This window comes from Aeromicrobium sp. CF4.19 (assembly GCF_051262555.1).
GTDB lineage: Bacteria > Actinomycetota > Actinomycetes > Propionibacteriales > Nocardioidaceae > Aeromicrobium.
The window spans coordinates 429655-452011 of the sequence record NZ_JBIMEU010000001.1 but is presented as its reverse complement, the minus strand read 5'-3'; the positions used below and the strand labels follow the sequence as shown (position 1 = coordinate 452011).

Sequence of the window (22357 nt, the reverse complement as noted above, 5' to 3'; positions counted from 1 at the left end):
ACGTGAGCACCACGACCGCTCCACCCACCGGCACGACCACGGTGCGCGACGGCGCCTTCGGGCCCGCCCGCGAGCTCGTCTGTCGCGAGTGCGGCAGCACCCAGCCCCTCGGCCCGTTCTACGTCTGTCACGAGTGCTTCGGCCCGCTGGAGATCGGCTACGACTTCGGCACCGTCACCCGTGAGCAGATCGAGAGCGGGCCCGCCAACATCTGGCGCTACAAGGCCCTGCTGCCCGTGCCGGACGACATCGAGACCAGCCCCAACACCGAGCCGGGCTTCACGCGGCTGCTGAAGGCGGACAACCTCGCCGCGGAGCTCGGCCTGCGTTCGCTGTGGGTCAAGGACGACAGCACCAACCCGACCAACTCCTTCAAGGACCGCGTCGTCGCGATCGCCCTCTCGGCGGCCCGCGAGCTCGACGCCAAGGTCTTCGCCTGCCCCTCGACCGGCAACCTCGCCAACGCGGTGGCTGCAGCGGGCGCCAGGGCGGGCATCGAGACCGTCGTGTTCATCCCGAGCAACCTGGAGACACCGAAGCAGGTCAACTCTGCGGTCTTCACCGAGAAGCTCGTCGCCGTCGAGGGCAACTACGACGACGTGAACAAGCTCGCCAGTGAGATCGCCGGCGAGGAGGAGGGCTGGGCGTTCGTCAACGTCAACGTGCGCCCCTACTACGCCGAGGGCTCCAAGACGCTGGGCTATGAGATCGCCGAGCAGCTCGGCTGGCGCCTGCCCGACCAGATCGTCATCCCCGTCGCCTCCGGCTCGCAGCTGACCAAGGTGCACAAGGCCTTCCGGGAGCTCGTCGCGCTGGGACTGGTCGAGGACAAGCCGTGCAGGATCTTCGGCGCTCAGGCCGAGGGGTGCAACCCGGTCGCGACGGCGTTCAAGGACGGCGTCGACGCGATCCGCCCGGTCAAGCCCGACACGATCGCCAAGTCGCTGGCCATCGGCAACCCCGCGGACGGCATCTACGTCCTGGACATCGCCCGGGAGACCGGCGGCGCGGTCGAGCAGGTCACCGACGACGAGATCCGCGAGGCGATCGTCCTGCTGGCCCGCACCGAGGGCATCTTCACCGAGACGGCCGGCGGCACGACGCTCGGCGTCCTCAAGAAGCTCGCGGCCTCCGGCCACCTCGACCTCGAGGCCGAGACCGTGGTCATCAACACCGGGCACGGCCTGAAGACGCTGGACTCGGTGTCCGGCACCGTCGGTCCGTTCGCCACCATCGCCCCCACCTACGCCGCCTTCACCGCGGCCGGCATCGCCTGAACAGGAGCAGCCTTGTCCGTCTCAGTTCGCATCCCCACCATCTTGCGCAGCTACACCGACGACACCTCGCAGGTCAGCGCCGAGGGCGCCACCCTGACCGAGGTCCTGGACTCCCTGGAGTCCAACCACCCCGGCATCAAGGCCCGGATCGTCGACGACAACGGCGCGCTGCGTCGCTTCGTCAACGTCTACGTGGCCGAGGAGGACGTCCGGTTCGCCCAGGGTCTGGACACCCCGACCCCCGACCAGACCCAGATCTCCATCATCCCCGCTGTCGCCGGGGGATGAAGAGCTCTCGGGGATGATGAGGGGCGGAGCCCCGCTGTCGCGGGAGGCTGAAGAGCTCTCGGGGATGATGAGGGGCGGAGCCCCGCTGTGGCGGGAGGCTGAGCGCTTTCGCACGGTGATGAGGGGTGAAGCCCCGCTGTCGCGGGAGGCTAAAGAGCTCTCGGGGATGATGAGGGGCGCCGGTTTACCACGGTCCCTCGGAATCTTGTCACTTCCCGTGGGATCTCTCCCACGGGAAGTGACGGTTTGCCGAGGGACCGTGGTAAACCGTCACCCCCGGCAAACCTGCGGTGAACGGGGAGCCGCCCGGCGTATACGCTCATGGGCGTGGGTCGCCCGGGCAGGGGGCGGCCCGACTCAGGCAGGTGGGAGCTCGTCATGGTGCACGGCACCGTCAAGTGGTTCAACGCGGACAAGGGCTACGGCTTCATCGAGGTGGAGGGCCAGGACGACGTCTTCGTCCACTGGTCCAAGATCAAGTCCGACGGCTACAAGACCCTCGAGGACGGCCAGGCCGTCGAGTTCGACGTCGTCGACGGCCCCAAGGGCCGCGAGGCGCACGAGGTCGTGACGCACTGAGCCAGCCCGCTGATCCCGCACCTGGGGCCGGCTCTCCGGCCCGTCGCGCAGATGACGACGACGTGAACGACGGTGGCGCAGGGCAGGGCGTGACGCAGGCCATCTGACGCCTGGCGTGGCGAGTGGCGCCGTGCATGCACTCGGTCTGTTGCCGGCTGCCGAACCGCCCCGGCGTGTGATCCGTGATCACCCCGCACAGGAGGTCAGGGACCCCGGCGTTGCGGCCGGTTGATTAGCACTCCTATAGTGAGAGTGCTAGACATCGGGACTGGCTTCGATGAGGGCGTGAGCCGAGGCGGGAAGGGTTCGCCGACAGCAGCGCTCGTCCGTCGCGGGCATCGAGCCGTCCATCACCACGTCGAACCGGAGAGTTCCACATGGCCAAGTCCATTGCGTTCAACGAAGAGGCCCGTCGCGGCCTCGAGCGCGGCATGAATCAGCTTGCCGACGCCGTCAAGGTGACGCTCGGCCCCAAGGGTCGCAACGTCGTCCTCGAGAAGAAGTGGGGCGCCCCCACGATCACCAACGATGGTGTCTCCATCGCCAAGGAGATCGAGCTCGAGGAGCCCTACGAGAAGATCGGTGCCGAGCTCGTCAAGGAGGTCGCCAAGAAGACCGACGACGTCGCAGGCGACGGCACCACCACCGCCACCGTCCTGGCCCAGGCACTCGTGCGCGAGGGTCTGCGCAACGTCGCCGCGGGCGCCAACCCGATGGGCCTGAAGAAGGGCATCGAGGTCGCCGTCGAGGCCATCAGCAACCAGCTGCTGGGCCTGGCCAAGGACGTCGAGACCAAGGAGCAGATCGCCTCCACCGCGTCCATCTCGGCCGCCGACTCCACGGTCGGTGAGGTCATCGCCGAGGCGATGGACAAGGTCGGCAAGGAAGGCGTCATCACCGTCGAGGAGTCCAACACCTTCGGGCTGGACCTCGAGCTGACCGAGGGCATGCGCTTCGACAAGGGTCACCTGTCGGGCTACTTCGTCACCGACGCCGAGCGCCAGGAGACGGTGCTGGAGGATCCCTACATCCTCATCGTCAACAGCAAGATCAGCACGGTCAAGGACATGGTCCCGGTGCTGGAGAAGGTCATGCAGTCGGGCAAGCCGCTCGTCATCATCGCCGAGGACGTCGAGGGCGAGGCCCTCGCGACGCTGGTGGTCAACAAGATGCGCGGCACCTTCAAGTCGGTCGCCGTCAAGGCCCCCGGCTTCGGTGACCGCCGCAAGGCCATGCTGGCCGACATCGCCATCCTCACCGGTGGCGAGGTCATCAGCGAGGAGGTCGGCCTGTCGCTCGACACCGCCGACCTGTCGCTGCTCGGCACCGCCCGCAAGGTCGTCACGACCAAGGACGAGACCACCATCGTCGAGGGTGGCGGGTCGCAGGACCAGATCACCGGCCGGGTCAAGCAGATCCGTGCGGAGATCGAGAACTCCGACTCCGACTACGACCGCGAGAAGCTGCAGGAGCGCCTGGCCAAGCTGGCCGGCGGCGTTGCGGTCATCAAGGTCGGCGCGGCCACCGAGGTCGAGCTCAAGGAGCGCAAGCACCGCATCGAGGACGCCGTGCGCAACGCCAAGGCGGCCGTCGAGGAGGGCATCGTCGCCGGTGGCGGCGTGGCACTCGTCCAGGCCACCGCGGCAGCGTTCGAGAAGCTGCAGCTCGAGGGTGACGAGGCCACCGGTGCGAACATCGTGCGCACCGCTGCCTCGGCCCCGCTGAAGCAGATCGCCATCAACGCCGGCCTCGAGGGCGGCGTCGTGGCGGAGAAGGTCGCCGGTCTCGAGCCGGGTCACGGCCTCAACGCCGCCACGGGCGAGTACGTCGACCTCATCGCCGCGGGCATCATCGACCCGGCCAAGGTCACGCGCTCGGCGCTGCAGAACGCAGCGTCCATCGCGGCGCTGTTCCTCACCACCGAGGCCGTCGTCGCCGACAAGCCGGAGCCTGCCGCCGCCGGCGGCGGCGCCCCGGACATGGGCGACATGGGTGGCATGGGCGGAATGGGCTTCTGAGGCTCGTCCGCTGACGAGGGCCCCGCACGCATCGCGTGCGGGGCCCTCGTGCGTGTCGGTGGCTGCTGGCAGGCTGGTGGCCGTGACACGCGCACCCGTCCCCGACCACTGGATCACCCGCGTGCGCGGCATCGTCGAGGCGTGGCCCCAGGTGCGGCAGGAGAAGGCCTGGACGGGGATCCGGTGGACGGTGCGCGGCGCGACCTTCGCGCACGTCTTCGGGGGCGAGGACCAGCTCGTGCGCATCACGCTGCGGGCCGAGATGGCCGAGGTGGCCGCGTTCGAGCACTTGGGGGAGCGGTACTTCCGTGTCGGCCGTGTCGGCAACGCCGTCGGCATCGTGCTCGACGACGCGACCGAGGTGGCAGAGCTCGCCGAGCTCCTGACCGACTCCTACTGCCTGCAGGCCCCGCAGTCCCTCGCCGAGCAGGTCTCCCGCCCGGCCCCGTGAGCCGGCCGGGCAGGCTCACAGGTGCGTGCGGACGTCCAGCAGCTCGGGGAAGAACGTCAGGTCCAGGGCACGCTGCAGGAACCCGACGCCGCTCGAGCCGCCCGTGCCCCGCTTGAAGCCGATGATGCGCTCGACGGTCTTGAGGTGACGGAAGCGCCAGAGCTGGAAGCTCTCCTCGATGTCGACGAGCTCCTCGCAGGCCTCGTAGTCCGCCCACTGCCGTTCGGGGTCGGCGTAGACCCGCCGGAACATCTCCACGACGCCGGGGTGGGACTCATAGGGCTGGGTGACGTCCCGCTCGAGCACGTCGGCCGGGACGTCGTGGCCCCGGCGGGCGAGGTGACGCAGGAAGGTGTCGTAGAGCCCCGGCGCCTCGAGGTCGGCCTGCAGCTGGTCGTGCAGGACGGGGTCGTGGGCGAAGACCCGCACCATGCCAGGGGTCTTGTTGCCCAGCAGGAACTCGACCGTCCGGTACTGCGCCGACTGGAACCCCGAGGCCTTGCCCAGCGAGTGGCGGAACTGCACGTACTCCACCGGGGTCAGCGTCTCCAGCACCGACCACTGCTCGAACATCTGGCGCTGGATGGCCTTGATGCGGGCGAGGCGCTTGAGTGCGGGTGGCAGGTCGTCGGCGCCGATGAGGGCGATGGCCGAGCGCAGCTCGTGGACCAGCTGCTTGAGCCACAGCTCGGTCACCTGGTGCTGGATGATGAACAGCATCTCGTCGTGATGGTCCGAGACGGGCTGCTGGGCGCTGAGCAGGGTGTCGAGCTGTAGGTAGGAGCCGTAGGTCTGCTCGCCGGCGAGGTCGGTGGCGACGCCCTCCTCGATGGGGCGGTGGGACGACGTCATCGGGCCACGGTAGCCCCGCGTGCGCTCAGCGACGCAGCCGCACGCTCTCGCCCGGGCGGACCTGGGCCAGGCGGTCGACCCCGTCGCCGACGACCACCGCCACGACGGGGTAGCCGCCGGTGACGGGGTGGTCCGGCCCCAGGACGACGGGGTGTCCGGCCGAGGTCACCTGGATGCTCCCGCGCACGCACGGCTCGCTGGGCAGCTCCGCGGTGACGGCGCGCTCGAGGGCCGGGCCTTCCAGCCGGACCCCGATGCGGTCCGAGCGCGAGGAGACCGACCAGGGGGTGGACAGGAGCGTGCGCACGGCGGCCTCGGTGAACCAGTCGTCGCGTGGGCCGAGGACGACGTCCACCGTGGTCTCGCCGGGGCTGAGCAGCGCGGGAACGTCGAGCAGGTTGGGCAGCCCGACGCCGGGATCGGCCGGGGGCAGGTCGGTGGTCTCGGTGCGGCCGACCTCGAGCCGGTCGCCGTCGGCCACCTGTGCGGGCCCGAGCCGGCTCATCAGGTCTGTGGACCGGGACCCCAGGACGGGCGCGACCTGCAGGCCGCCCGCGACGCCGACGTAGGCGCGCAGGCCGTGGGACACCGGGCCGAGGCTCAGCCGCTCGCCGCGCCGCAGCAGCAGGACGCGGCCATGGGCGGCCGGACGTCCGGCGACGTCGAGCGGCCCCACGCCACCGGTGACGGCCACGCGGTGGTCCCGCTCCGCCTCCAGCTCCAGGCCCCCGCCGAGCACCTCCAGAACGGCGGCCGTCGGCTCGTGCCCGAGCAGGTCGTGCACCTGGGCGAGGGCTCTGCGGTCGAAGGCGCCCGCCCGGCCGACGCCCTGAGCCGCCAGCCCGGGTCGGCCCGCGTCCTGCACGAGCGTCATCGCCCCCGCTCGGCGGACCGTGAGGCTCACGCGAACACGTCCTCAGAAGAACCACCGTAGGAACGTGTTCGCATTGGAGGTACCCCCAGCTGGCGCGCCCCCACGCCCCCACTCGCAGAGCTCGCGGGAGGTGCCCCCAGCAGAGCTCGCGGGAGGTGCCCCCAGCTCACGGGGCCTCCTGGAACCGGACGCGGGCGCCGGCGGTCAGGAGCGCGGCGGGGTCGCGGTCGACGTCGAACATCACCGCGTCGGTGCTGCCGATCAGCTGCCAGCCGCCGGGGGACTCGCGGGGGTAGATGCCGCTGAACTCACCGGCCAGGCCGACGGCGCCGCGAGGCACCGCCCCGCGAGGGGTGTCCCGGCGGGGGACGACGAGCCGCTCGTCACCGCCGACGAGATAGGCGAAGCCGGGTGCGAATCCGCCGAAGGCCACCGTCCAGGGCGTCGCGGTGTGGGCCCGCACCACCTCGGTCTCGTCGAGCCCGGTCAGTCCCGCCACCTCGACGAGGTCGGGGCCGTCGTACCGCACGTCGATGACGACCTCCTCGCCCTCGCTCGGTGCTGCGTGGTCGAGGAGCGTCGTCGCGGAGACCACGGACCGCAGGCGCTCGGGGTGGCCCCGCAGGAGCACCGTCCGGGCCCCGAGGACCGCCTCCTCGACGTCCTCGTGGTCGGCGAGCGTGGCGAGCCAGCGCTGGGCGTCGGCCAGGTCGTCGCAGTCCAGCAGCACTGCCGCGTCGCCGCACGGCAGAACCCTCATCGCGCTCCTGCCGGGCTGCTCATGCGATCACGTCCTCAGAAGAACCAGCGTAGGAACGTGATCGCATTCGGGATCTATTGGTCACGCCCCCTGCGCCCCCACTCGCAGAGCTCGCGGGAGGTGCCCCCAGTAGAACTCGCGGGGGTACCCCCAGCTGCCGCTTGCTCATGCGAAGGCCCGCACCTCGGCGCCAGCAGCCACCAGAGCGGTTCGCACCGACCGGGCGAGGGCGAGGGCACCGGGGGTGTCGCCGTGCAGGCACAGCGACTCCACATCGCTCGCCAGCCGCACGGCCTGGGCCGTGACGTCGTCCTCGAGCTCCAGGACGGCGCCCGGCTCGGATCGCGGGACGAGCGTGCCCTCCGGCGTGTACGCACGATCCGCGAAACCCTCGACGACGACCGGCAGGCCCTCGGCGCGCGCGATCCGCAGGACTGCCGACGTCGGCAGTCCCAGCAGCGGCAGGCCGTAGGGAGCGACCGCTTCGACGACCGCCGCCGCTTGCCGCTCGTCGTGCACGATCGTGTTGTAGAGCGCACCGTGCGGCTTGACGTAGGAGACGCGGGTGCCGGCAGCATCGGCGATCTCGGCCAGCAGGTCGACCTGGCCGCGAACCTGCTCGACGAGCTCCTCGTCGGACGGGTCCATGGGGCGGCGGCCGAAGCCCTCCGGGTCGGGATAGCCCACCTGGGCGCCGACGGCGACGCCGTGACGCACGGCCGCCTCGCAAGCGGCCTGCATGAGCTCGGCGCTCCCGGCGTACGCGCCGCAGCAGACGTTGGCGCTCGTGACGACGTCCAGGAGCGAGAGGTCGTCCTCGCTCTCGGCGACGTCGGCGTTGAGGTCGATCAGCACCCCGCCAGCCTAGTGGAGCGGACGCGCTCGCTTCGCTTCGCGCTCGGGCGTGCTGGAGCGGACGCGCTCGCTTCGCTTCGCGCTCGGGCGTGCTGGAGCGGACGCGCTCGCTTCGCTTCGCGCTCGGGCGTGCTCGGCGCCGGGGCGCCTCGCACTGCCGCTCCCTCGTCGCTTCGCTCCTCGCTACGGGACCCCCCCGTCCGGGTGGCGGGTGGCGGGGAACGTGGCCTGGGCTCTAGCCTTGCCAGTCGCCCAGCGTGTCGAGCGGCGCGATCTCCCCGATCCGCAGGGCGTTGCCGAACGGGTCGCGAAGTCCCATGTCGCGGCCGTAGGACATGTCGGTCGGGGGTTGGGTGATCTGCACGCCCTTGGCCACGAGCTCGGCGTGCAGGGCGTCGACGTCGTCGGTCGAGAAGCCGATCCAGCCGCCGCCGGCCCCCTTGCTCACCAGGGCGCGGACCTCGTCGGCCGTTGCGGGGTCGTGGGCCGGTGGCCCTGGGCGCTCGAGGAGGATCTCCCGGTCGTCTCCGGGAACCTTGACGGTGAGCCAGCGCATGAAGCCGAGGTCGGCGTCGACGGCGACCTCGAGGCCGAGGACGCCGACGTAGAAGTCCAGGGCCTCGTCCTGGTCGAGGACGAACAGTGATGACAAGCGGGTGTGTGTGAGTGGCATGTCCTGAGGCTAGGACGCCGGTGGCGTGGGGCGCTTCTCCGAAATCGACGAGCTCGCCGTGGGGTGCGTCGACGTTGCCGGCCGCTGCCACGCCATCAGGAAGCAGCCAGCGGTCGCAGGCAGCGGTCCGCGTCGACGATGCTCGCTGGGTGACTCACCCACGATGTTCGCGAAGGTCCGGCTGAACGTCCCGAGGCTCGTGAAGCCGACCCGCAGGCAGACCTCGGTGATGGAGCGGACGCGCTCGCTCCGCTTCGCGCTCGGGCGTGCTCGGCGCCGGAGCGCCTCGCTCTGCCGCTCCCTCGTCGCTCCGCTCCTCGTCATGGCTGAGTCGCTCGATCCGTCGGCGCTGCAGGTAGCGGTGCGGCGTCTCGCCGAAGGTCTCGCGGAACTGGCGGACCAGGTGGTCGGGGGACAGGTGGACCGAGGTGGCCAGCGTCGCGAGGTCGAGCGGCTCGCCGTACCGGGCGTCGATGGCGTCGCGGACCCGCAGCATCTCGCGGTGGCGGGTCGGCCGGGCCGACGTCACCGGACCGGATCCACGAGGAAGGCGCGGGCGCCGGGGCCGATGCGGGCGAGCACGATCGTGGCGGTCCGCGTGCCGGTGAGCCGCAGGCGCCGCACGAGCTGCTCGGGGACGACGTCGACACCACGCTTCTTGACCGTCAGGGTGCCGACGTCACGGGCGGCCAGGGCGGCCTTGAGCTGCTTCTCCCGGAACGGCAGCTCCTCGACGACGGTGAAGGAGCGGGCCATCGGGTCGGTCACCGGCTCGTCGGTGGTGACGTAGGCGAGGTGCGGGTCGACGAGCCTGCCGGCGATGCGCTGGGCGAGCTCGCCGACGAGCCCGGCGCGGATCACGGCGTCGTCGGGCTCGTGCAGCCACGCGCCGACATCGCCCACCTCGCCCGGTTCTCCGGAGCCCGTGAGCTCGTGGCCGCCGGGCAGCACTGTCGCGCGGCGGGGTGGGCCGGCGAGCGCGCCACCCCACAGGCAGGCCTCCACGAGGTCACCGCCGTCGCTGACCCACTGCGCTTCCACGCCGTCCGGGACCATGGCGTGGGCGAGGCCGGGCTTGGTCTTCACGACCGCGCCCCGCGCCAGCATCCGCTCGACGTAGGACCACGGCGGCGTCATCTGCTCCGGGTCGAGCACGCGGCCGCGGCCGTCCCGGCGGGCGGGGTCGAGGAAGGGCACCTCGTCGTCGTGCGTGACGACGTCGGCGAGGTCGGCCTCGAGGACCTCGCCGTCGAGGCCGAGCGCGGCAAGGTTCGCCCGGGCGACGGCCGCGCGGACGGGGTCCAGCTCCACCCCGCGCACCCGCAGCCCGGCCCGGGCGAGGGCCACGAGGTCGCCCCCGATGCCGCAGCCGAGGTCGAGGACGGCGACGACGCCGGACGCGGCAAGTCGCTCCGCGCGCAGCGTCGCCACGGGGGCCCGGGTGGCCTGCTCCAGGGCGTCGTGCGTGAAGTACATCCTCGCCGCGTCGTCGCCGAGCTTGGCCCGTGCGAGCCCGCGCAGGTGGTTCTGCGTGACGGCGGCTGCGACGAGCCCCACGTCGTGGTCGCGACGCAGCCGGGTGCCGAGGGCGAGGTCGGACTCGATGCCCGCCCGCTCGTGCACCTCGGCGAGCAGGTCCTGCCCCTCGGGGCCGAGCAGCCGCTCGAACGTCGCCAGGTCCACACCCCCATCCTCCCAGCTGACACCTCCCACGGAGGCTCGCGTGGGGCGGAAGGTTCCCGTAGCGAGGAGCGGAGCGACGAGGAGCGGCAGTTCGAGGCGCCCCGGGAGGTGATGACTCGCCGGGGTCTGGGGGTCCCCGTGGCGAGGAGCGGAGCGACGAGAAGCCGCAGTGCGAGGCGCCCCGGCGCCGAGCACGACTGAGTGCGCAGCGAAGCAAGCACGTCGGCTTAGCACTCCTAGACCCTGAGTGCTAGATTCGGAACTGGCACTCGTCCTAGCCGACTGCCAACCGTGCACGACCCCCGCGACGGCGTGCACACACCCATCGTTCATCTGCCTGAAGGGAGTCGACAGTGTCGACCATCAAGCCGCTCGAGGACCGCGTCGTCGTCAAGACCGTCGAGGCCGAGCAGACCACCGCATCCGGTCTGGTCATCCCGGACACCGCCCAGGAGAAGCCGCAGGAAGGTGAGGTCGTGGCCGTGGGCCCCGGTCGCATCGACGACTCGGGCAACCGCGTCCCCGTCGACGTCTCCACCGGCGACCGTGTCCTGTACAGCAAGTACGGAGGCACCGAGGTCAAGCACGGCGGCGAGGAGTACCTCATCCTCTCCTCGCGCGACCTGCTCGCCGTCGTCTCCTGACGCAGCACCCCGCGGGCCGTCCCCGGAGGACGGCCCGCGGGATCCGCGTCCCTGTGAGCCGGATGCTGCCCGAGGCAGCCACGCTCGCGCCCGCGGCGATGTTCGCCGCCTGAGGCGCGAGGACTCCCCGCCATCGGCGAGCCGCCCCAGGGACGCACCCCCTGAACACCTCTGATCCAGAAGGAACCCAGATGCCCAAGATTCTCGAGTTCGACGAGGACGCGCGCCGCGCCCTCGAGCGCGGCGTCGACAAGCTCGCCGACACCGTCAAGGTCACCCTCGGCCCCAAGGGCCGCTACGTCGTCCTGGACAAGAAGTGGGGCGCCCCCACGATCACCAACGACGGCGTGACCGTCGCCCGTGAGATCGAGCTGGACGACCCGTTCGAGAACCTCGGCGCCCAGCTCGCCAAGGAAGTCGCCACCAAGACCAACGACGTCGCCGGTGACGGCACCACCACCGCCACCGTCCTGGCCCAGGCCATGGTCCACGAGGGCCTGCGCGCCGTGGCCGCCGGCGCCAACCCGGTCGGTCTCAAGAAGGGGATCGAGGCAGCCGTCGAGGCCGTCTCGACCCGCCTGCGCGAGAACGCCCGCGACGTCGACGACATCCAGGACATGACCTCGGTCGCCACCGTCTCCTCGCGTGACGGACGCATCGGCGAGCTCATCGCCGAGGCCTTCGACAAGGTCGGCAAGGACGGCGTCATCACCGTCGAGGAGTCCAACACGCTCGGCACGGGCCTGGACTTCACCGAGGGCATGCAGTTCGACAAGGGCTACCTCTCGCCGTACATGGTGACCGACACCGAGCGCATGGAGTCCGTCCTCGACGACCCGTACATCCTGGTCAACCAGGGCAAGATCTCCTCGGTCGCCGAGGTGCTCCCGCTCCTGGAGAAGGTCATCGCCGAGGGCAAGAGCCTGTTCATCATCTCCGAGGACGTCGAGGGCGAGGCGCTCTCCACGCTCGTGGTCAACAAGATCCGCGGCACGTTCACCTCGGTCGCCGTCAAGGCCCCGGCCTTCGGTGACCGGCGCAAGGCCATGCTGCAGGACATCGCGACGCTCACCGGCGCCACGGTCGTCACGCCCGACGTCGGTCTCAAGCTGGACCAGGTCGGCCTGGAGGTGCTGGGCACGGCTCGCCGTGTCGTCGTCACCAAGGACGACACGACGATCATCGACGGCGGCGGCGAGGCCGGCGAGGTGCAGGGTCGCGTGGGCCAGATCAAGTCCGAGATCGACAACACCGACTCCGACTGGGACCGCGAGAAGCTGCAGGAGCGCCTGGCCAAGCTGGCCGGTGGCGTCTGCGTCATCCAGGTCGGCGCCGCCACCGAGGTGGAGCTCAAGGAGAAGAAGCACCGCATCGAGGACGCCGTCTCCGCGACGCGCGCCGCGATCGAGGAGGGCATCGTCGCCGGTGGCGGTTCGGCCCTCGTCCACGCGGTCTCCGTGCTCGACGACGACCTCGGCCTCAGCGGCGACGAGGCCGTGGGCGTGCGCATCGTCCGCAAGGGCGCCGACGCCCCGCTGGAGTGGATCGCCCGCAACGGCGGCGTCTCCGGGGAGGTCGTGGTGTCCAAGGTCCGCGAGTCCGGTGACGGCTACAACGCCGCCACCAACGAGTACGGCGACCTCGTCGCCCAGGGCGTCCTCGACCCGGTGAAGGTGACGCGCTCCGCGCTTGCCAACGCCGCGTCGATCACGGCCATGCTGCTCACCACCGAGACGCTGGTGGCCGAGAAGCCCGAGCAGGACGAGGACGAGCACGCAGGGCACTCGCACTGACGTTGCCCTGAGCCTTCCCGGCGCCCGTCCTGCCCCACCGTGGGCAGGGCGGGCGCCGTCGGCGTTTCCAGGGACGGGGGTGTGGCGCAGACCACGGCACCTCCGCACCCTCGCGGCCTGACGTCAGGTTAGGCTTCCCTACATGAATCTTCGACACATCGCCGCAGGCGCCGCGCTCGCGCTGGCCCTGCCCCTGGCTGCCTGTGGCGGCTCGGACGACTCCGGGTCCGGCGCCTGGACCTACACCGACGACGTCGGCACCGAGCTCTCCCTCGACGCGGCCCCAGAACGGATCGTGGCCCACAAGGACGTGGCCGTGGCCCTGGCCGACATGGGCTTGGGAGACCAGGTCGTGGCGACCTTCGGCGCGCCGGCCAACAGCGATCCCGACCTGGGCCTGCAGTCGGAGAACCTGGACCTCGAGGAGGTCGAGGACGTCACCGGCGGCGGCGACTACGGTGACATCGACCTGGAGCGCCTCGCCGGGCTGGAGCCCGACCTCATCATCACGAGCACCTTCGGGGACGACACGCTCTGGTACATCAACGACGAGGTCGCCGGGAAGCTGGAGGGCAGCTACGACATCGCCGTCCTCAACTACGAGGGCGAGACGGTCGAGAGCGTGCTGGACAACGCAGAGCGCCTCGCGACCGCCCTCGGTGCCGAGGAGGCCGACTTCGAGGAGGGCCGCACCGCCCTGGCCGACGTCAACGAGCGGTTGGCCACGGTCGCGTCCGAGGCGGGCGACCCGAGCATCCTCGCCGTCGCGCCGAGTGCGGACCTCCTCTACGTGGCGAACACGCCGGCCTACATCGATCTGATCCACCTGCGGGACGAGGTCGGCCTGGACCTGATGACGCCCGACGAGAGCGACCTGGACGAGGGCGGCTACTGGCACAACCTGAGCTGGGAGAACGCCGACTTCTACGACCCTGACATCGCGATGTGGGACTCCCGTGGCGGCGAGGCGAACCGCGACATGCTCGAGGACCAGCCCGTGTGGAACGGCGTCACGGCCGCCGAGGAGGACGCCTACGTGCCGTGGCGCGTCGAGACGGCGCCCAGCGCGCTCGGTTACGCCACCACGTTCGGACAGTTCGCCGACGACTTGGAGGAGATCTCATGAGGACACGTCGCCACACGAGGACACAGAAGGGACTCGTCCGCCTCGCGGTCGCGGGGGCGGTCGTGATGGTCGCGGCGGCGTGCGGCTCGTCCGGGTCGGGCGATGACGGTGATGCCTGGACCTTCACCGACGATCTCGGCACCGAGATCGAGCTGGACGCCATGCCCGAGCGCATCGTGGCGCAGTCCTCGGTCGCGGCGGCCCTCACCGACCTCGGGCTGGGCGACAAGATCGTCGGCGTCTTCGGCCCGGTGGAGGGTCCCGACGGCGGCCTCGACCCGCAGGCCGAGGGCCTGGACGTCGACGCCGTCGAGGACGTCACCGGCGGTGGCGACTACGGCGACATCGACCTGGAGGCCCTCGCCGGCCTCGAGCCGGACCTGGTCGTCACCAGCATGTACCTCGAGCCGCAGCTCTGGTACATCAACGAGGACGTCAAGGAACGGCTGGACCAGGGCTACCAGACGGCCGTCATCAACTTCGAGGGCGAGTCGCTGCCGGGGATCTTCGACAACACCGAGCGGCTCGCCGCCGCCCTGGGTGGCGAGGAGTCCGACTTCGCCGACGGACGCGAGGCGTTCACGGCAGCGGGCGAGGCGCTCACGGCTGCCGTGACCGAGCAGGGTGACCCGACCTTCGAGGCCGTCGCGCCGGACACCGACATCATGTACGTCTCCAACCCCGACGCGAACCCGGACCTGAAGTACTACCGCGACGAGCTGGGGCTGGACATCATCACGCCTGAGGAGTCCGAGCTCGACGAGGGCGGGTACTGGCGCTCGGTGAGCTGGGAGAACGCCGACGCCTACGACGCCGACGTCGCCATCTGGGACGCTCGCGGCGGCCAGGCGAACCTCGACGCCCTCAAGTCGCAACCCGTCTGGGGCCAGACGACGGCGGCCCGCGAGGACGCGTACGTGCCGTGGAACTCCGTCGCGCCCCCGAGCGCGCAGGGCTACGCCACCGTCATCGAGCAGTTCACGGCCGACCTCGAGTCGCTCCAGCGCTGACCGGGGGTCGCACGCTCGCCTTCATCGCGGACCGCGTCGACGCGTCCGCCCACTCGTCGAGCGTCGCGGTCACCGAGGTGCTCTCGCCCGGGCTGCGCAGGCTGGTCCTGCGCAGCCCGGACTTCGCGGAGCTGGGTACGGACCCGTGCGACGTGACGGCGTTCCGGGTCTCTCGCGTCGACTACCGGCACTACACGCCGGCCGGGCTGGAGCCCGTGGACGGCGGCGCGGACCTGACGATCATCGTGCAGCGGCACGGTGAGCACGTCGCCGACGAGCCGACGCCCGGCCACGACCTCATCGAGGGTTGGACGGCGGGTGACGACGTCCGCGTCTGCCAGTGGTCCTCCACGCGCGCCTTCCGCTGGCACGAGGACGACTCGCCGGTCCTGCTGCTCGGGGACGCCACGGTCATCAGCCTCGCGACGGCCATGCAGCGACGGGCGACGCGGGAGGGACGCGACCTGCTGTCCGTGCTGGAGGTCCCCGTCGAGGACGTCGACGCGGCACTGTCTCTCGTGCCGGACGCCGTGGTGGTGCCTGCCGGACGCGAGCCGGGCATCGCGACCGACGCGTGGCTCGCGGAGAACGTCGAGGCGCTGCGCCTGCTCCACGCGCCGAAGGCCTACCTGGCCGGGCACGGGCAGTCCATCCAGCGCCAGCGGTCCGTGCTGTGCGACGTCGTCGGGCTGGACCGTCGCAGCATCCGGACGCAGCCGTACTGGGCGACGGGCAAGGCCGGCCTGTAGTCCTGACGTCGTGCAAGGCCCGCCTGCGCAGGACGCGGCGCCGGAGTGTCGCTAGCGTGCCGGTGTGACGATCGAGCCCGGACTCCCCGTCGGCCTCGCCCTCGTGGCGCTGCTGGCCCTCGCGCTGGTGGTCCACCGCATCGGCGGGTACGGGCTGGAGCGCGCCACGGCGATCGCAGCCGCCAGGGCGCTGCTGCAGCTCGCGGTCATCGCGCTCGTGATCGCCGCCGTGGTCGAGAACCTCGCGCTCACCGCCGTGCTGGTCGTGGTGATGTTCGCGACCGCGGTGCTCACCACGTCCCGCAGGGTCGGGTCGATCGCGCTGTGGCCGGCGGCCGCGCTGGCCATGGGTGCGGGTCTGCTGCCCGTCCTGGCGATCATCCTGGCCACCGGGGCCGTCCCGCTGGAGGGCATCGCCATCATCCCGATCGCCGGGATCGTCATCGGCAACACGATGTCCGCCCACACGCTCGCCGCCCGACGCGCCCTGGACGCCCTGCGTGACGAGACGTCGCAGTACGAGGCCGGGCTGTCGGTGGGGCTGCGGCCCGCGCAGGCGATCCGCGAGGTCGTCCACGGTCGCGTGCCGGAGGCGCTGCTGCCGGACCTGGACAAGCTCAAGACCACCGGACTGGTGACGCTGCCCGGCGCCTTCATCGGCGTCCTGCTGGGTGGTGGGTCACCGGTGCAGGCGGGCACGGCCCAGGTGCTGGTGCTGTTCGGCATCATGGCCGCGCAGGTCATCACCGTCGTGCTGGTGGAGCGGCTGGTGGCCGCCCGGATGCTGATGCCGGCGGACCTGCGGGATGCACTGCCCGCCTGACCGGGGCCGCTCGCCCGCACCGCCGCCGGGGGCACGTGGGCTGGATCACGGGCGTAGGATCGGCGCATGGATCAGCCGGGCATCCCAGACAAGTTCGCCGCCCTCGGACTCACCTACGACGACGTCCTGCTGCTGCCGGGCGAGACGGACGTCATCCCGAGCGAGGTCGACACCACGGCGCGGCTGACGCGTGAGACGACGCTGCGCATCCCGCTGCTGTCCAGCGCGATGGACACCGTCACCGAGTCGCGCATGGCGATCGCGATGGCGCGCGAGGGCGGCATCGGCATCCTGCACCGCAACCTGTCCATCGAGGACCAGAGCTACCAGGTCGACCTGGTCAAGCGGACCCAGACCGGCATGATCCCCAACCCGGTCACGATCGGCCCGAAGGCGACGCTGGAGGAGCTCGACGAGATCTGCGGCGAGTACCGCGTCTCGGGCCTGCCCGTCGTCGACCCCGACAACCGCCTGCTGGGCATCATCACCAACCGCGACCTGCGCTTCACCCCGGTGGCGGAGTGGGCGACGACCCTCGTGGTCGACGTGATGACGCCGATGCCGCTGGTCACCGGGCCCGTCGGGATCTCCCGCGAGGACGCCTCGGCCCTGCTGCGCCAGCACAAGCGCGAGCGGCTGCCGATCATCGACGCCGACGACCGGCTCTCGGGCCTGATCACCGTCAAGGACTTCGTCAAGAGCGAGCAGTACCCCCTGGCCAGCAAGGACGACGAGGGACGCCTGCTCGTCGGCGCCGCGGTCGGCTTCTTCGGTGACTCCTGGGACCGGGCCAACGCCCTGCGCGAGGCCGGGGTGGACGTGCTCGTCGTCGACACCGCCCACGGCCACGCCCGGCTGCTGCTGGACATGATCCGCCGGCTCAAGGCCGACCGCGCCTTCGACGGCATCCAGGTCATCGGCGGCAACGTCGCCACCCGGGCCGGCGCCCAGGCGCTGGTCGACGCCGGGGTCGACGCCGTCAAGGTCGGCGTCGGGCCGGGCTCCATCTGCACCACGCGCGTCGTCGCCGGGGTCGGCGTGCCGCAGATCTCCGCCGTGTACGAGGCGTCGCTGGCCTGCGGCCCGGCCGGCGTCCCGCTCATCGCCGATGGCGGTCTGCAGTTCTCCGGCGACATCGCCAAGGCGCTCGTGGCCGGCGCGGACACCGTCATGGTGGGCTCGCTCCTGGCCGGGTGCGAGGAGAGCCCCGGCGACCTGATCTTCGTCAACGGCAAGCAGTTCAAGAGCTACCGCGGCATGGGCTCGATCGGCGCGATGGCCTCGCGCGGCAAGCAGTCCTACTCCAAGGACCGCTACTTCCAGGCCGACGTCGTCAGCGACGACAAGATCGTCCCGGAGGGGATCGAGGGCCAGGTCGCCTACCGCGGTCCGCTCGGCGCCGTCGCGCACCAGCTCGTGGGCGGCCTGCACCAGTCGATGTTCTACGTCGGCGCGCCGACGATCCCCGAGCTGAAGGAGCGCGGCCGCTTCGTGCGGATCACCACCGCCGGGCTCAAGGAGAGCCACCCGCACGACATCCAGATGGTCGCCGAGGCCCCCAACTACGGCAGCCGCTGACCGACTCGCTGCGCGTCGTCTCACCCACGCAGGCTCGTCCGTCGACCTGACGTGCACCCTTCGCTCCTTGCGTCGCTCGTTCATGGTCGGGGGTGCGCGGGCCTCAGATCTCTCGCATCGCGCGCGTTGCGATGCGCTTGCCGAGGTCGTCCAGCTCGTCCAGGACCGCGCTCGCTCCCCACACCTGGTTGCGCTTGCGTCCGGTGAGGGCGCTGAGGATCCCGGCCTCCTCCAGCCTCGCAATCGACTTGTAGACGCTGCGCTCCGGCACGCCGGGCAGCCGCCTCTCGATGTCGTCGGCAGAGGTGATCGGGGTGTCCTGCAAGAGCGTGAGGACGCGGTCCGTCGCTGAACCTGTGCGGACGCGCCCGAGGGTCTGTCGCCATGTGGTGGGCACCTCGGCCAGGAGGTCGGCCGCCTTGCTGGACTCCTCGGACGCGATCTTGGCTCCGGCCGTGAAGGTCGTGAGCAGTGGCGCGACGTGCCCGGAGCGGTAGGCCCCGAGATCGGAGAAGTAGCGACTGCGACGGGCGACGATGGCGCTCGCGAGCGGGACCACGCAGTAGGTGGTCACACCTCGGCGACGGAGGATGGCGTTGATCAGCGCCCTGCCGGTGCGACCGTTGCCGTCGGTGAAGGGGTGGATGGACTCGAACTGAGCATGCGAGATGGCCGCCTGGGTGAGAACGGGGATGTCGTCGCGGTTGGCGTACGTGACGAGGTCGGCCATGTACTCCTCGACAGCCTCGGGCGGCGGTGGCACGTAGTCCGCCGCGATGGGAGAGTGGTCACTCGTGCCGCCGATCCAGTTCTGCATGTCTCGAAGGACCCCGGCGTAGCCGCGCTCGGACGGGTCGTCTGACATCAGCGCCTCGTGCGCCCTCAGGATCGAGGACGACGAGATCTGCTTGGTTCGACCGACCTCGTCGACCATGGCTGCCAGTGCTTCGGTGGCCGCGACCATCGATGTGGCGGATGCGTTGGCCTTGATGCCGTGCAGGGCGCGAGCGTAGTCCTCCACGTCTGCTTCGATGTCCTCGATCTTCGACGACGCCACCGACTCGGTGCGGATCAACAGGGCGTTCAACGACCTCAGGCTGCCGCCGTGGACCTGGTCGAGGCGGTTCACCTGGCGCAGCGCGTCCTCCATGGCGGCCAGAAGTGTCGGGGCAGCGTTGTGGTCGAGGTCGGCGATATGCGGCGGCAGGTTGACCTCGACCTCGGTGAGCTCCCTGTCGATGCGACTCGCGGCACGGTTCCGGCTCGACCACGCGACGGTCTCCTGACCGTGCGGGGGCCAGTCGCTGGAGTCCGTCTCCCCGCGTGGGTGGCGTCGTGGGTCGATGGTCATGAGGTGTCCTCGTCTGGCTGGTGGGTCCGCAACTGACAACAACTCTACCGTTGTTGTCAGTTGACCTCGGTAACTGACACTTGAGACGCGGTGGTGCCAGGTGGCTCTGAGACCCCAGTGCCTGGTTGCCGCTGCTTCCGTCGAACCGGAAGAGTCCCCAAAGGGTCACGTCCGCGTCGCTGGATGGGACGACCGGGGTTCCCCCTTAGGGTGAGCGCATGGCTGAGATCGAGATCGGGACCGCCAAGCGCGGCCGCCGGGCATACTCCTTCGACGACATCGCGATCGTGCCGAGCCGGCGCACCCGCGATCCGGAGGAGGTCTCCACCCACTGGCAGATCGACGCCTACCGCTTCGACCTGCCGGTGATCGCCGCGCCGATGGACTCCGTCATGAGCCCGGCGACGGTCATCGAGCTCGGCCGCCACGGTGGCCTGGGCGTGCTCGACCTCGAGGGCCTGTGGACCCGCTACGAGGACCCCGAGCCGCTGCTGGCCGAGATCGCCAGCCTCGACGGCGTCACCGCCAACGCGCGCATGCAGGAGATCTACGCCGAGCCGATCAAGGCCGAGCTCATCACCGCCCGGCTGCAGGAGATCCGCGATGCCGGGGTCACCGTCGCCGGCGCGCTCTCGCCCCAGCGGACCAAGGAGTTCGCTGACGTCGTCGTGCAGGCCGGGGTCGACCTCTTCGTCATCCGCGGCACCACCGTCTCCGCCGAGCACGTCTCCGGGCAGACCGAGCCGTTGAACCTCAAGGAGTTCATCTACGAGCTCGACGTCCCGGTCATCGTGGGCGGCTGCGCCACCTACCAGGCGGCGCTGCACCTCATGCGCACCGGCGCGGCCGGCGTCCTCGTCGGCTTCGGCGGCGGGGCGGCGCACACCACCCGCTCGGTCCTGGGCGTCGCGGTGCCCATGGCCTCGGCCGTCGCCGACGTCGCCGCGGCCCGGCGTGACTACCTCGATGAGTCCGGTGGCCGGTACGTGCACGTCATCGCCGACGGCTCGATCGGCCGCAGCGGCGACATCGCCAAGGCCGTGGCCTGCGGCGCCGACGCCGTCATGATCGGCTCGCCCTTCGCCCGCGCCACCGAAGCCCCGGGCCGCGGCTTCCACTGGGGTGCGGAGGCCTGGCACTCCGAGCTGCCGCGTGGCGAGCGCGTCGGCTTCAGCACCGTCGGGTCGTTGGAGTCCGTGCTGTTCGGTCCCTCCTCGGTCCCCGACGGCACGATGAACCTCATCGGGGCCCTGCGCCGTGCGATGGCCACCACCGGGTACACCGAGCTCAAGGAGTTCCAGCGGGTCGAGGTCGTCGTCTCCTGACCACTCCCGCGGCGGTCCGCGCCGTCGCGTCGACCCGGCGCGAGAGGATCGCCACAGGGTGGTGCGCAGATCACATACCGGCGGTATCCTGACGCTCATGTCCATCGCCGGCGTCGTCCCCGAGTCCCGTGTTCGCAGCCTCACCGGGATCATCCGCAGCACCACGCAGGAGACCCGGACCACGTCCTCGCCGCTGACCGGCGAGGCCGTCGCCGCCGTCCCGACGTCAAGCATCGACGACGTCGAGACGGCCTTCGACACCGCCCGCGTCGCACAGGAGCGATGGGCGCGCACTCCGCTGCGCTCGCGCTCCGAGGCCCTGCTGCGCCTGCACGACCTCATCCTCGATCACACCGACGAGCTGCTCGACCTCATCCAGGTCGAGTCCGGCAAGTCCCGCGCCCACGCCTTCGACGAGGTCGCCCACCTGGCGCTCACCGCCCGCTTCTACGCCCGCCGCCTGCGCCGCCAGCTCGCGCCGCACCGACGCAACGGGGCGCTGCCCGGCTTGACCAGTGTCGAGGTCAACCAGGTGCCCAAGGGCGTCGTCGGCATCATCAGCCCCTGGAACTATCCGCTGTCGATGGCACTGGCCGACGGCATCCCGGCCATCGCCGCGGGCAACGCCGTCGTGCTCAAGCCGGACAGCCAGAGCCCGCTCATCGCCCTGGCGGGGGTGGAGCTGCTGCGCCGGGCCGGCGTCCCGGCCGACGTGTGGCAGGTCGTCAGCGGCCCCGGCTCGGTGGTCGGCACGGCGATCATCGAGCGCGCCGACTACGTCTGCTTCACGGGCTCCACGGCCACGGGGACGATGGTCGCCAAGCAGGCCGCGGAGCGGCTGATCAGCTGCTCGCTGGAGCTCGGCGGCAAGAACCCGATGATCGTGCTGCCCGGTGCCGACGTCGAGCGGTCCGCCGCCGGTGCCGTCACCGCGTGCTTCTCCTCGGCGGGCCAGCTGTGCGTCTCGATCGAGCGGCTCTACGTCCACGAGTCCCAGTACGACGCCTTCCGCGACGCCCTGGTCCGTCGCGTCCGGGCGCTGAGCCTCGGCGCCTCGCTGGACTGGGACACCGACATGGGATCGCTGATCTCGCAGTCGCAGGTCGAGACCGTCACCAAGCACGTCGAGGACGCGGTGGCCAACGGAGCCACGGTGCTCACCGGTGGTCGTGCCCGTCCGGACCTCGGCCCCTACTTCTTCGAGCCGACCGTCCTGGACGGCGTCACCAACGCGGCCGAGTGCTTCGCGCAGGAGACCTTCGGCCCGCTCGTCTCGCTGTACCCCTACCGCAGCGTCGAGGAGGCGGTCAGCCTCGCCAACGCGGGTGACTACGGCCTCAACGCATCGATCTTCGGCTCGGTGCGCGAGGCCCGGCGCATCGCCCCGCGCATCAAGGCCGGCACGGTCAACATCAACGAGGGCTTCGCCGCGAGCTTCGGCAGCATCGACGCCCCCATGGGTGGCATGCGCAGCTCGGGCGTCGGCCGCCGGCAGGGCATCGAGGGCATCCTGCGCTACACCGAGCCGCAATCGGTGGCCGTGCAGCGGGCCGTGCCGATGGGTGGACCGGCGTTCGTCCCGCCCGAGACGTACTCCAAGCTGCTCACCGCCGGCCTGAGGGTCCTGCGGCGGACACCCCGAGCGTGA

The 22357-nt window shown here is 70.9% G+C and carries 23 protein-coding genes; 14 read left to right on the top strand and 9 right to left on the bottom strand.

Going from position 1 to position 22357, the window contains the following annotated elements; translation table 11 throughout:
* The first annotated feature begins 2 nt into the window (after positions 1 to 2).
* The 5 genes from thrC to ACHAAC_RS02230 all read left to right on the top strand — a co-directional run bounded on the left by thrC (position 3) and on the right by ACHAAC_RS02230 (position 4613).
* The gene (thrC, locus tag ACHAAC_RS02250; RefSeq protein WP_435714301.1) at positions 3 to 1277 is read left to right on the top strand and encodes a threonine synthase; all 1275 of its coding nucleotides are present in this window, start codon (positions 3 to 5) and stop codon (positions 1275 to 1277) included.
* A gap of 12 nt (positions 1278 to 1289) precedes the next feature.
* Entirely contained in the window at positions 1290 to 1565 is a 276-nt protein-coding gene (locus ACHAAC_RS02245; protein WP_435714299.1) for a MoaD/ThiS family protein, read from the top strand.
* Between the two features lie 378 nt (positions 1566 to 1943).
* Positions 1944 to 2144 carry a cold-shock protein gene (locus ACHAAC_RS02240; protein ID WP_435714297.1) on the top strand — a complete coding sequence of 67 codons (201 nt, stop codon included), beginning with the start codon at positions 1944 to 1946 and terminating at the stop codon, positions 2142 to 2144.
* 377 nt (positions 2145 to 2521) lie between these two features.
* Positions 2522 to 4162, top strand: coding sequence for a chaperonin GroEL (groL, locus tag ACHAAC_RS02235; RefSeq protein WP_435714296.1), 1641 nt, complete (start codon positions 2522 to 2524; stop codon positions 4160 to 4162).
* An 82-nt stretch (positions 4163 to 4244) separates the two neighbouring features.
* Positions 4245 to 4613, top strand: a complete 369-nt coding sequence (locus tag ACHAAC_RS02230) for an MmcQ/YjbR family DNA-binding protein (RefSeq protein WP_435714294.1) — start codon at positions 4245 to 4247, stop codon at positions 4611 to 4613.
* Between the two features lie 15 nt (positions 4614 to 4628).
* Here ACHAAC_RS02230 and kynA read toward each other — a convergent pair whose 3' ends face one another.
* The 8 genes from kynA to ACHAAC_RS02190 form a co-directional block, all read right to left on the bottom strand.
* Complete coding sequence (kynA, locus tag ACHAAC_RS02225; protein ID WP_435714293.1) at positions 4629 to 5465, bottom strand: tryptophan 2,3-dioxygenase; 837 nt, start codon at positions 5463 to 5465, stop codon at positions 4629 to 4631.
* Between the two features lie 25 nt (positions 5466 to 5490).
* Positions 5491 to 6369 (bottom strand): biotin-dependent carboxyltransferase family protein, encoded by an 879-nt coding sequence (locus tag ACHAAC_RS02220; RefSeq protein WP_435714291.1) that lies wholly within the window; start codon positions 6367 to 6369, stop codon positions 5491 to 5493.
* Between the two features lie 136 nt (positions 6370 to 6505).
* Positions 6506 to 7099 (bottom strand): 5-oxoprolinase subunit B family protein, encoded by a 594-nt coding sequence (locus ACHAAC_RS02215; RefSeq protein WP_435714289.1) that lies wholly within the window; start codon positions 7097 to 7099, stop codon positions 6506 to 6508.
* Between the two features lie 165 nt (positions 7100 to 7264).
* Entirely contained in the window at positions 7265 to 7954 is a 690-nt protein-coding gene (locus ACHAAC_RS02210; protein ID WP_435714287.1) for a LamB/YcsF family protein, read from the bottom strand.
* A gap of 235 nt (positions 7955 to 8189) precedes the next feature.
* The gene (locus tag ACHAAC_RS02205; RefSeq protein ID WP_435714285.1) at positions 8190 to 8627 is read right to left on the bottom strand and encodes a VOC family protein; all 438 of its coding nucleotides are present in this window, start codon (positions 8625 to 8627) and stop codon (positions 8190 to 8192) included.
* A 9-nt stretch (positions 8628 to 8636) separates the two neighbouring features.
* Positions 8637 to 8843 carry a hypothetical protein gene (locus ACHAAC_RS02200; protein ID WP_435714764.1) on the bottom strand — a complete coding sequence of 69 codons (207 nt, stop codon included), beginning with the start codon at positions 8841 to 8843 and terminating at the stop codon, positions 8637 to 8639.
* Positions 8782 to 9156: an AraC family transcriptional regulator gene (locus ACHAAC_RS02195; RefSeq protein ID WP_435714283.1), complete on the bottom strand. Its 375-nt coding sequence runs from the start codon at positions 9154 to 9156 to the stop codon at positions 8782 to 8784. Before ACHAAC_RS02195 ends, ACHAAC_RS02200 begins: the two co-directional genes overlap by 62 nt.
* Entirely contained in the window at positions 9153 to 10310 is a 1158-nt protein-coding gene (locus ACHAAC_RS02190) for a class I SAM-dependent methyltransferase (protein WP_435714282.1), read from the bottom strand. Before ACHAAC_RS02190 ends, ACHAAC_RS02195 begins: the two co-directional genes overlap by 4 nt.
* Before the next feature lie 353 nt (positions 10311 to 10663).
* Between ACHAAC_RS02190 and groES the strand changes: the two genes are divergently transcribed.
* The 7 genes from groES to guaB all read left to right on the top strand — a co-directional run bounded on the left by groES (position 10664) and on the right by guaB (position 18033).
* Positions 10664 to 10954, top strand: coding sequence for a co-chaperone GroES (gene groES, locus ACHAAC_RS02185; RefSeq protein ID WP_435714281.1), 291 nt, complete (start codon positions 10664 to 10666; stop codon positions 10952 to 10954).
* A 191-nt stretch (positions 10955 to 11145) separates the two neighbouring features.
* Positions 11146 to 12747: a chaperonin GroEL gene (groL, locus tag ACHAAC_RS02180; RefSeq protein ID WP_435714280.1), complete on the top strand. Its 1602-nt coding sequence runs from the start codon at positions 11146 to 11148 to the stop codon at positions 12745 to 12747.
* Between the two features lie 142 nt (positions 12748 to 12889).
* The gene (locus tag ACHAAC_RS02175; protein WP_435714278.1) at positions 12890 to 13873 is read left to right on the top strand and encodes an ABC transporter substrate-binding protein; all 984 of its coding nucleotides are present in this window, start codon (positions 12890 to 12892) and stop codon (positions 13871 to 13873) included.
* Complete coding sequence (locus ACHAAC_RS02170; RefSeq protein WP_435714277.1) at positions 13870 to 14883, top strand: ABC transporter substrate-binding protein; 1014 nt, start codon at positions 13870 to 13872, stop codon at positions 14881 to 14883. The genes ACHAAC_RS02175 and ACHAAC_RS02170 overlap by 4 nt, the downstream gene beginning before the upstream one ends.
* Positions 14884 to 14960: 77 nt before the next feature.
* The gene (locus ACHAAC_RS02165) at positions 14961 to 15632 is read left to right on the top strand and encodes an SIP domain-containing protein (protein WP_435714276.1); all 672 of its coding nucleotides are present in this window, start codon (positions 14961 to 14963) and stop codon (positions 15630 to 15632) included.
* A gap of 64 nt (positions 15633 to 15696) precedes the next feature.
* Positions 15697 to 16455, top strand: a complete 759-nt coding sequence (locus ACHAAC_RS02160) for an ABC transporter permease (RefSeq protein ID WP_435714274.1) — start codon at positions 15697 to 15699, stop codon at positions 16453 to 16455.
* A gap of 66 nt (positions 16456 to 16521) precedes the next feature.
* Positions 16522 to 18033, top strand: coding sequence for an IMP dehydrogenase (gene guaB, locus ACHAAC_RS02155; protein ID WP_435714272.1), 1512 nt, complete (start codon positions 16522 to 16524; stop codon positions 18031 to 18033).
* A 103-nt stretch (positions 18034 to 18136) separates the two neighbouring features.
* On the opposite strand, the gene ACHAAC_RS02150 is transcribed toward guaB, so the two are convergent.
* Positions 18137 to 19384, bottom strand: a complete 1248-nt coding sequence (locus ACHAAC_RS02150; protein ID WP_435714271.1) for a Fic family protein — start codon at positions 19382 to 19384, stop codon at positions 18137 to 18139.
* Between the two features lie 218 nt (positions 19385 to 19602).
* On the opposite strand from ACHAAC_RS02150, the gene ACHAAC_RS02145 reads away from it, so the two are divergent.
* Together ACHAAC_RS02145 and ACHAAC_RS02140 are read left to right on the top strand one after the other, a co-directional pair.
* On the top strand, positions 19603 to 20709 hold the full coding sequence (locus ACHAAC_RS02145) for a GuaB3 family IMP dehydrogenase-related protein (protein ID WP_435714269.1): 1107 nt from the start codon (positions 19603 to 19605) through the stop codon (positions 20707 to 20709).
* Between the two features lie 97 nt (positions 20710 to 20806).
* On the top strand, positions 20807 to 22357 hold the full coding sequence (locus ACHAAC_RS02140) for a succinic semialdehyde dehydrogenase (protein ID WP_435714267.1): 1551 nt from the start codon (positions 20807 to 20809) through the stop codon (positions 22355 to 22357).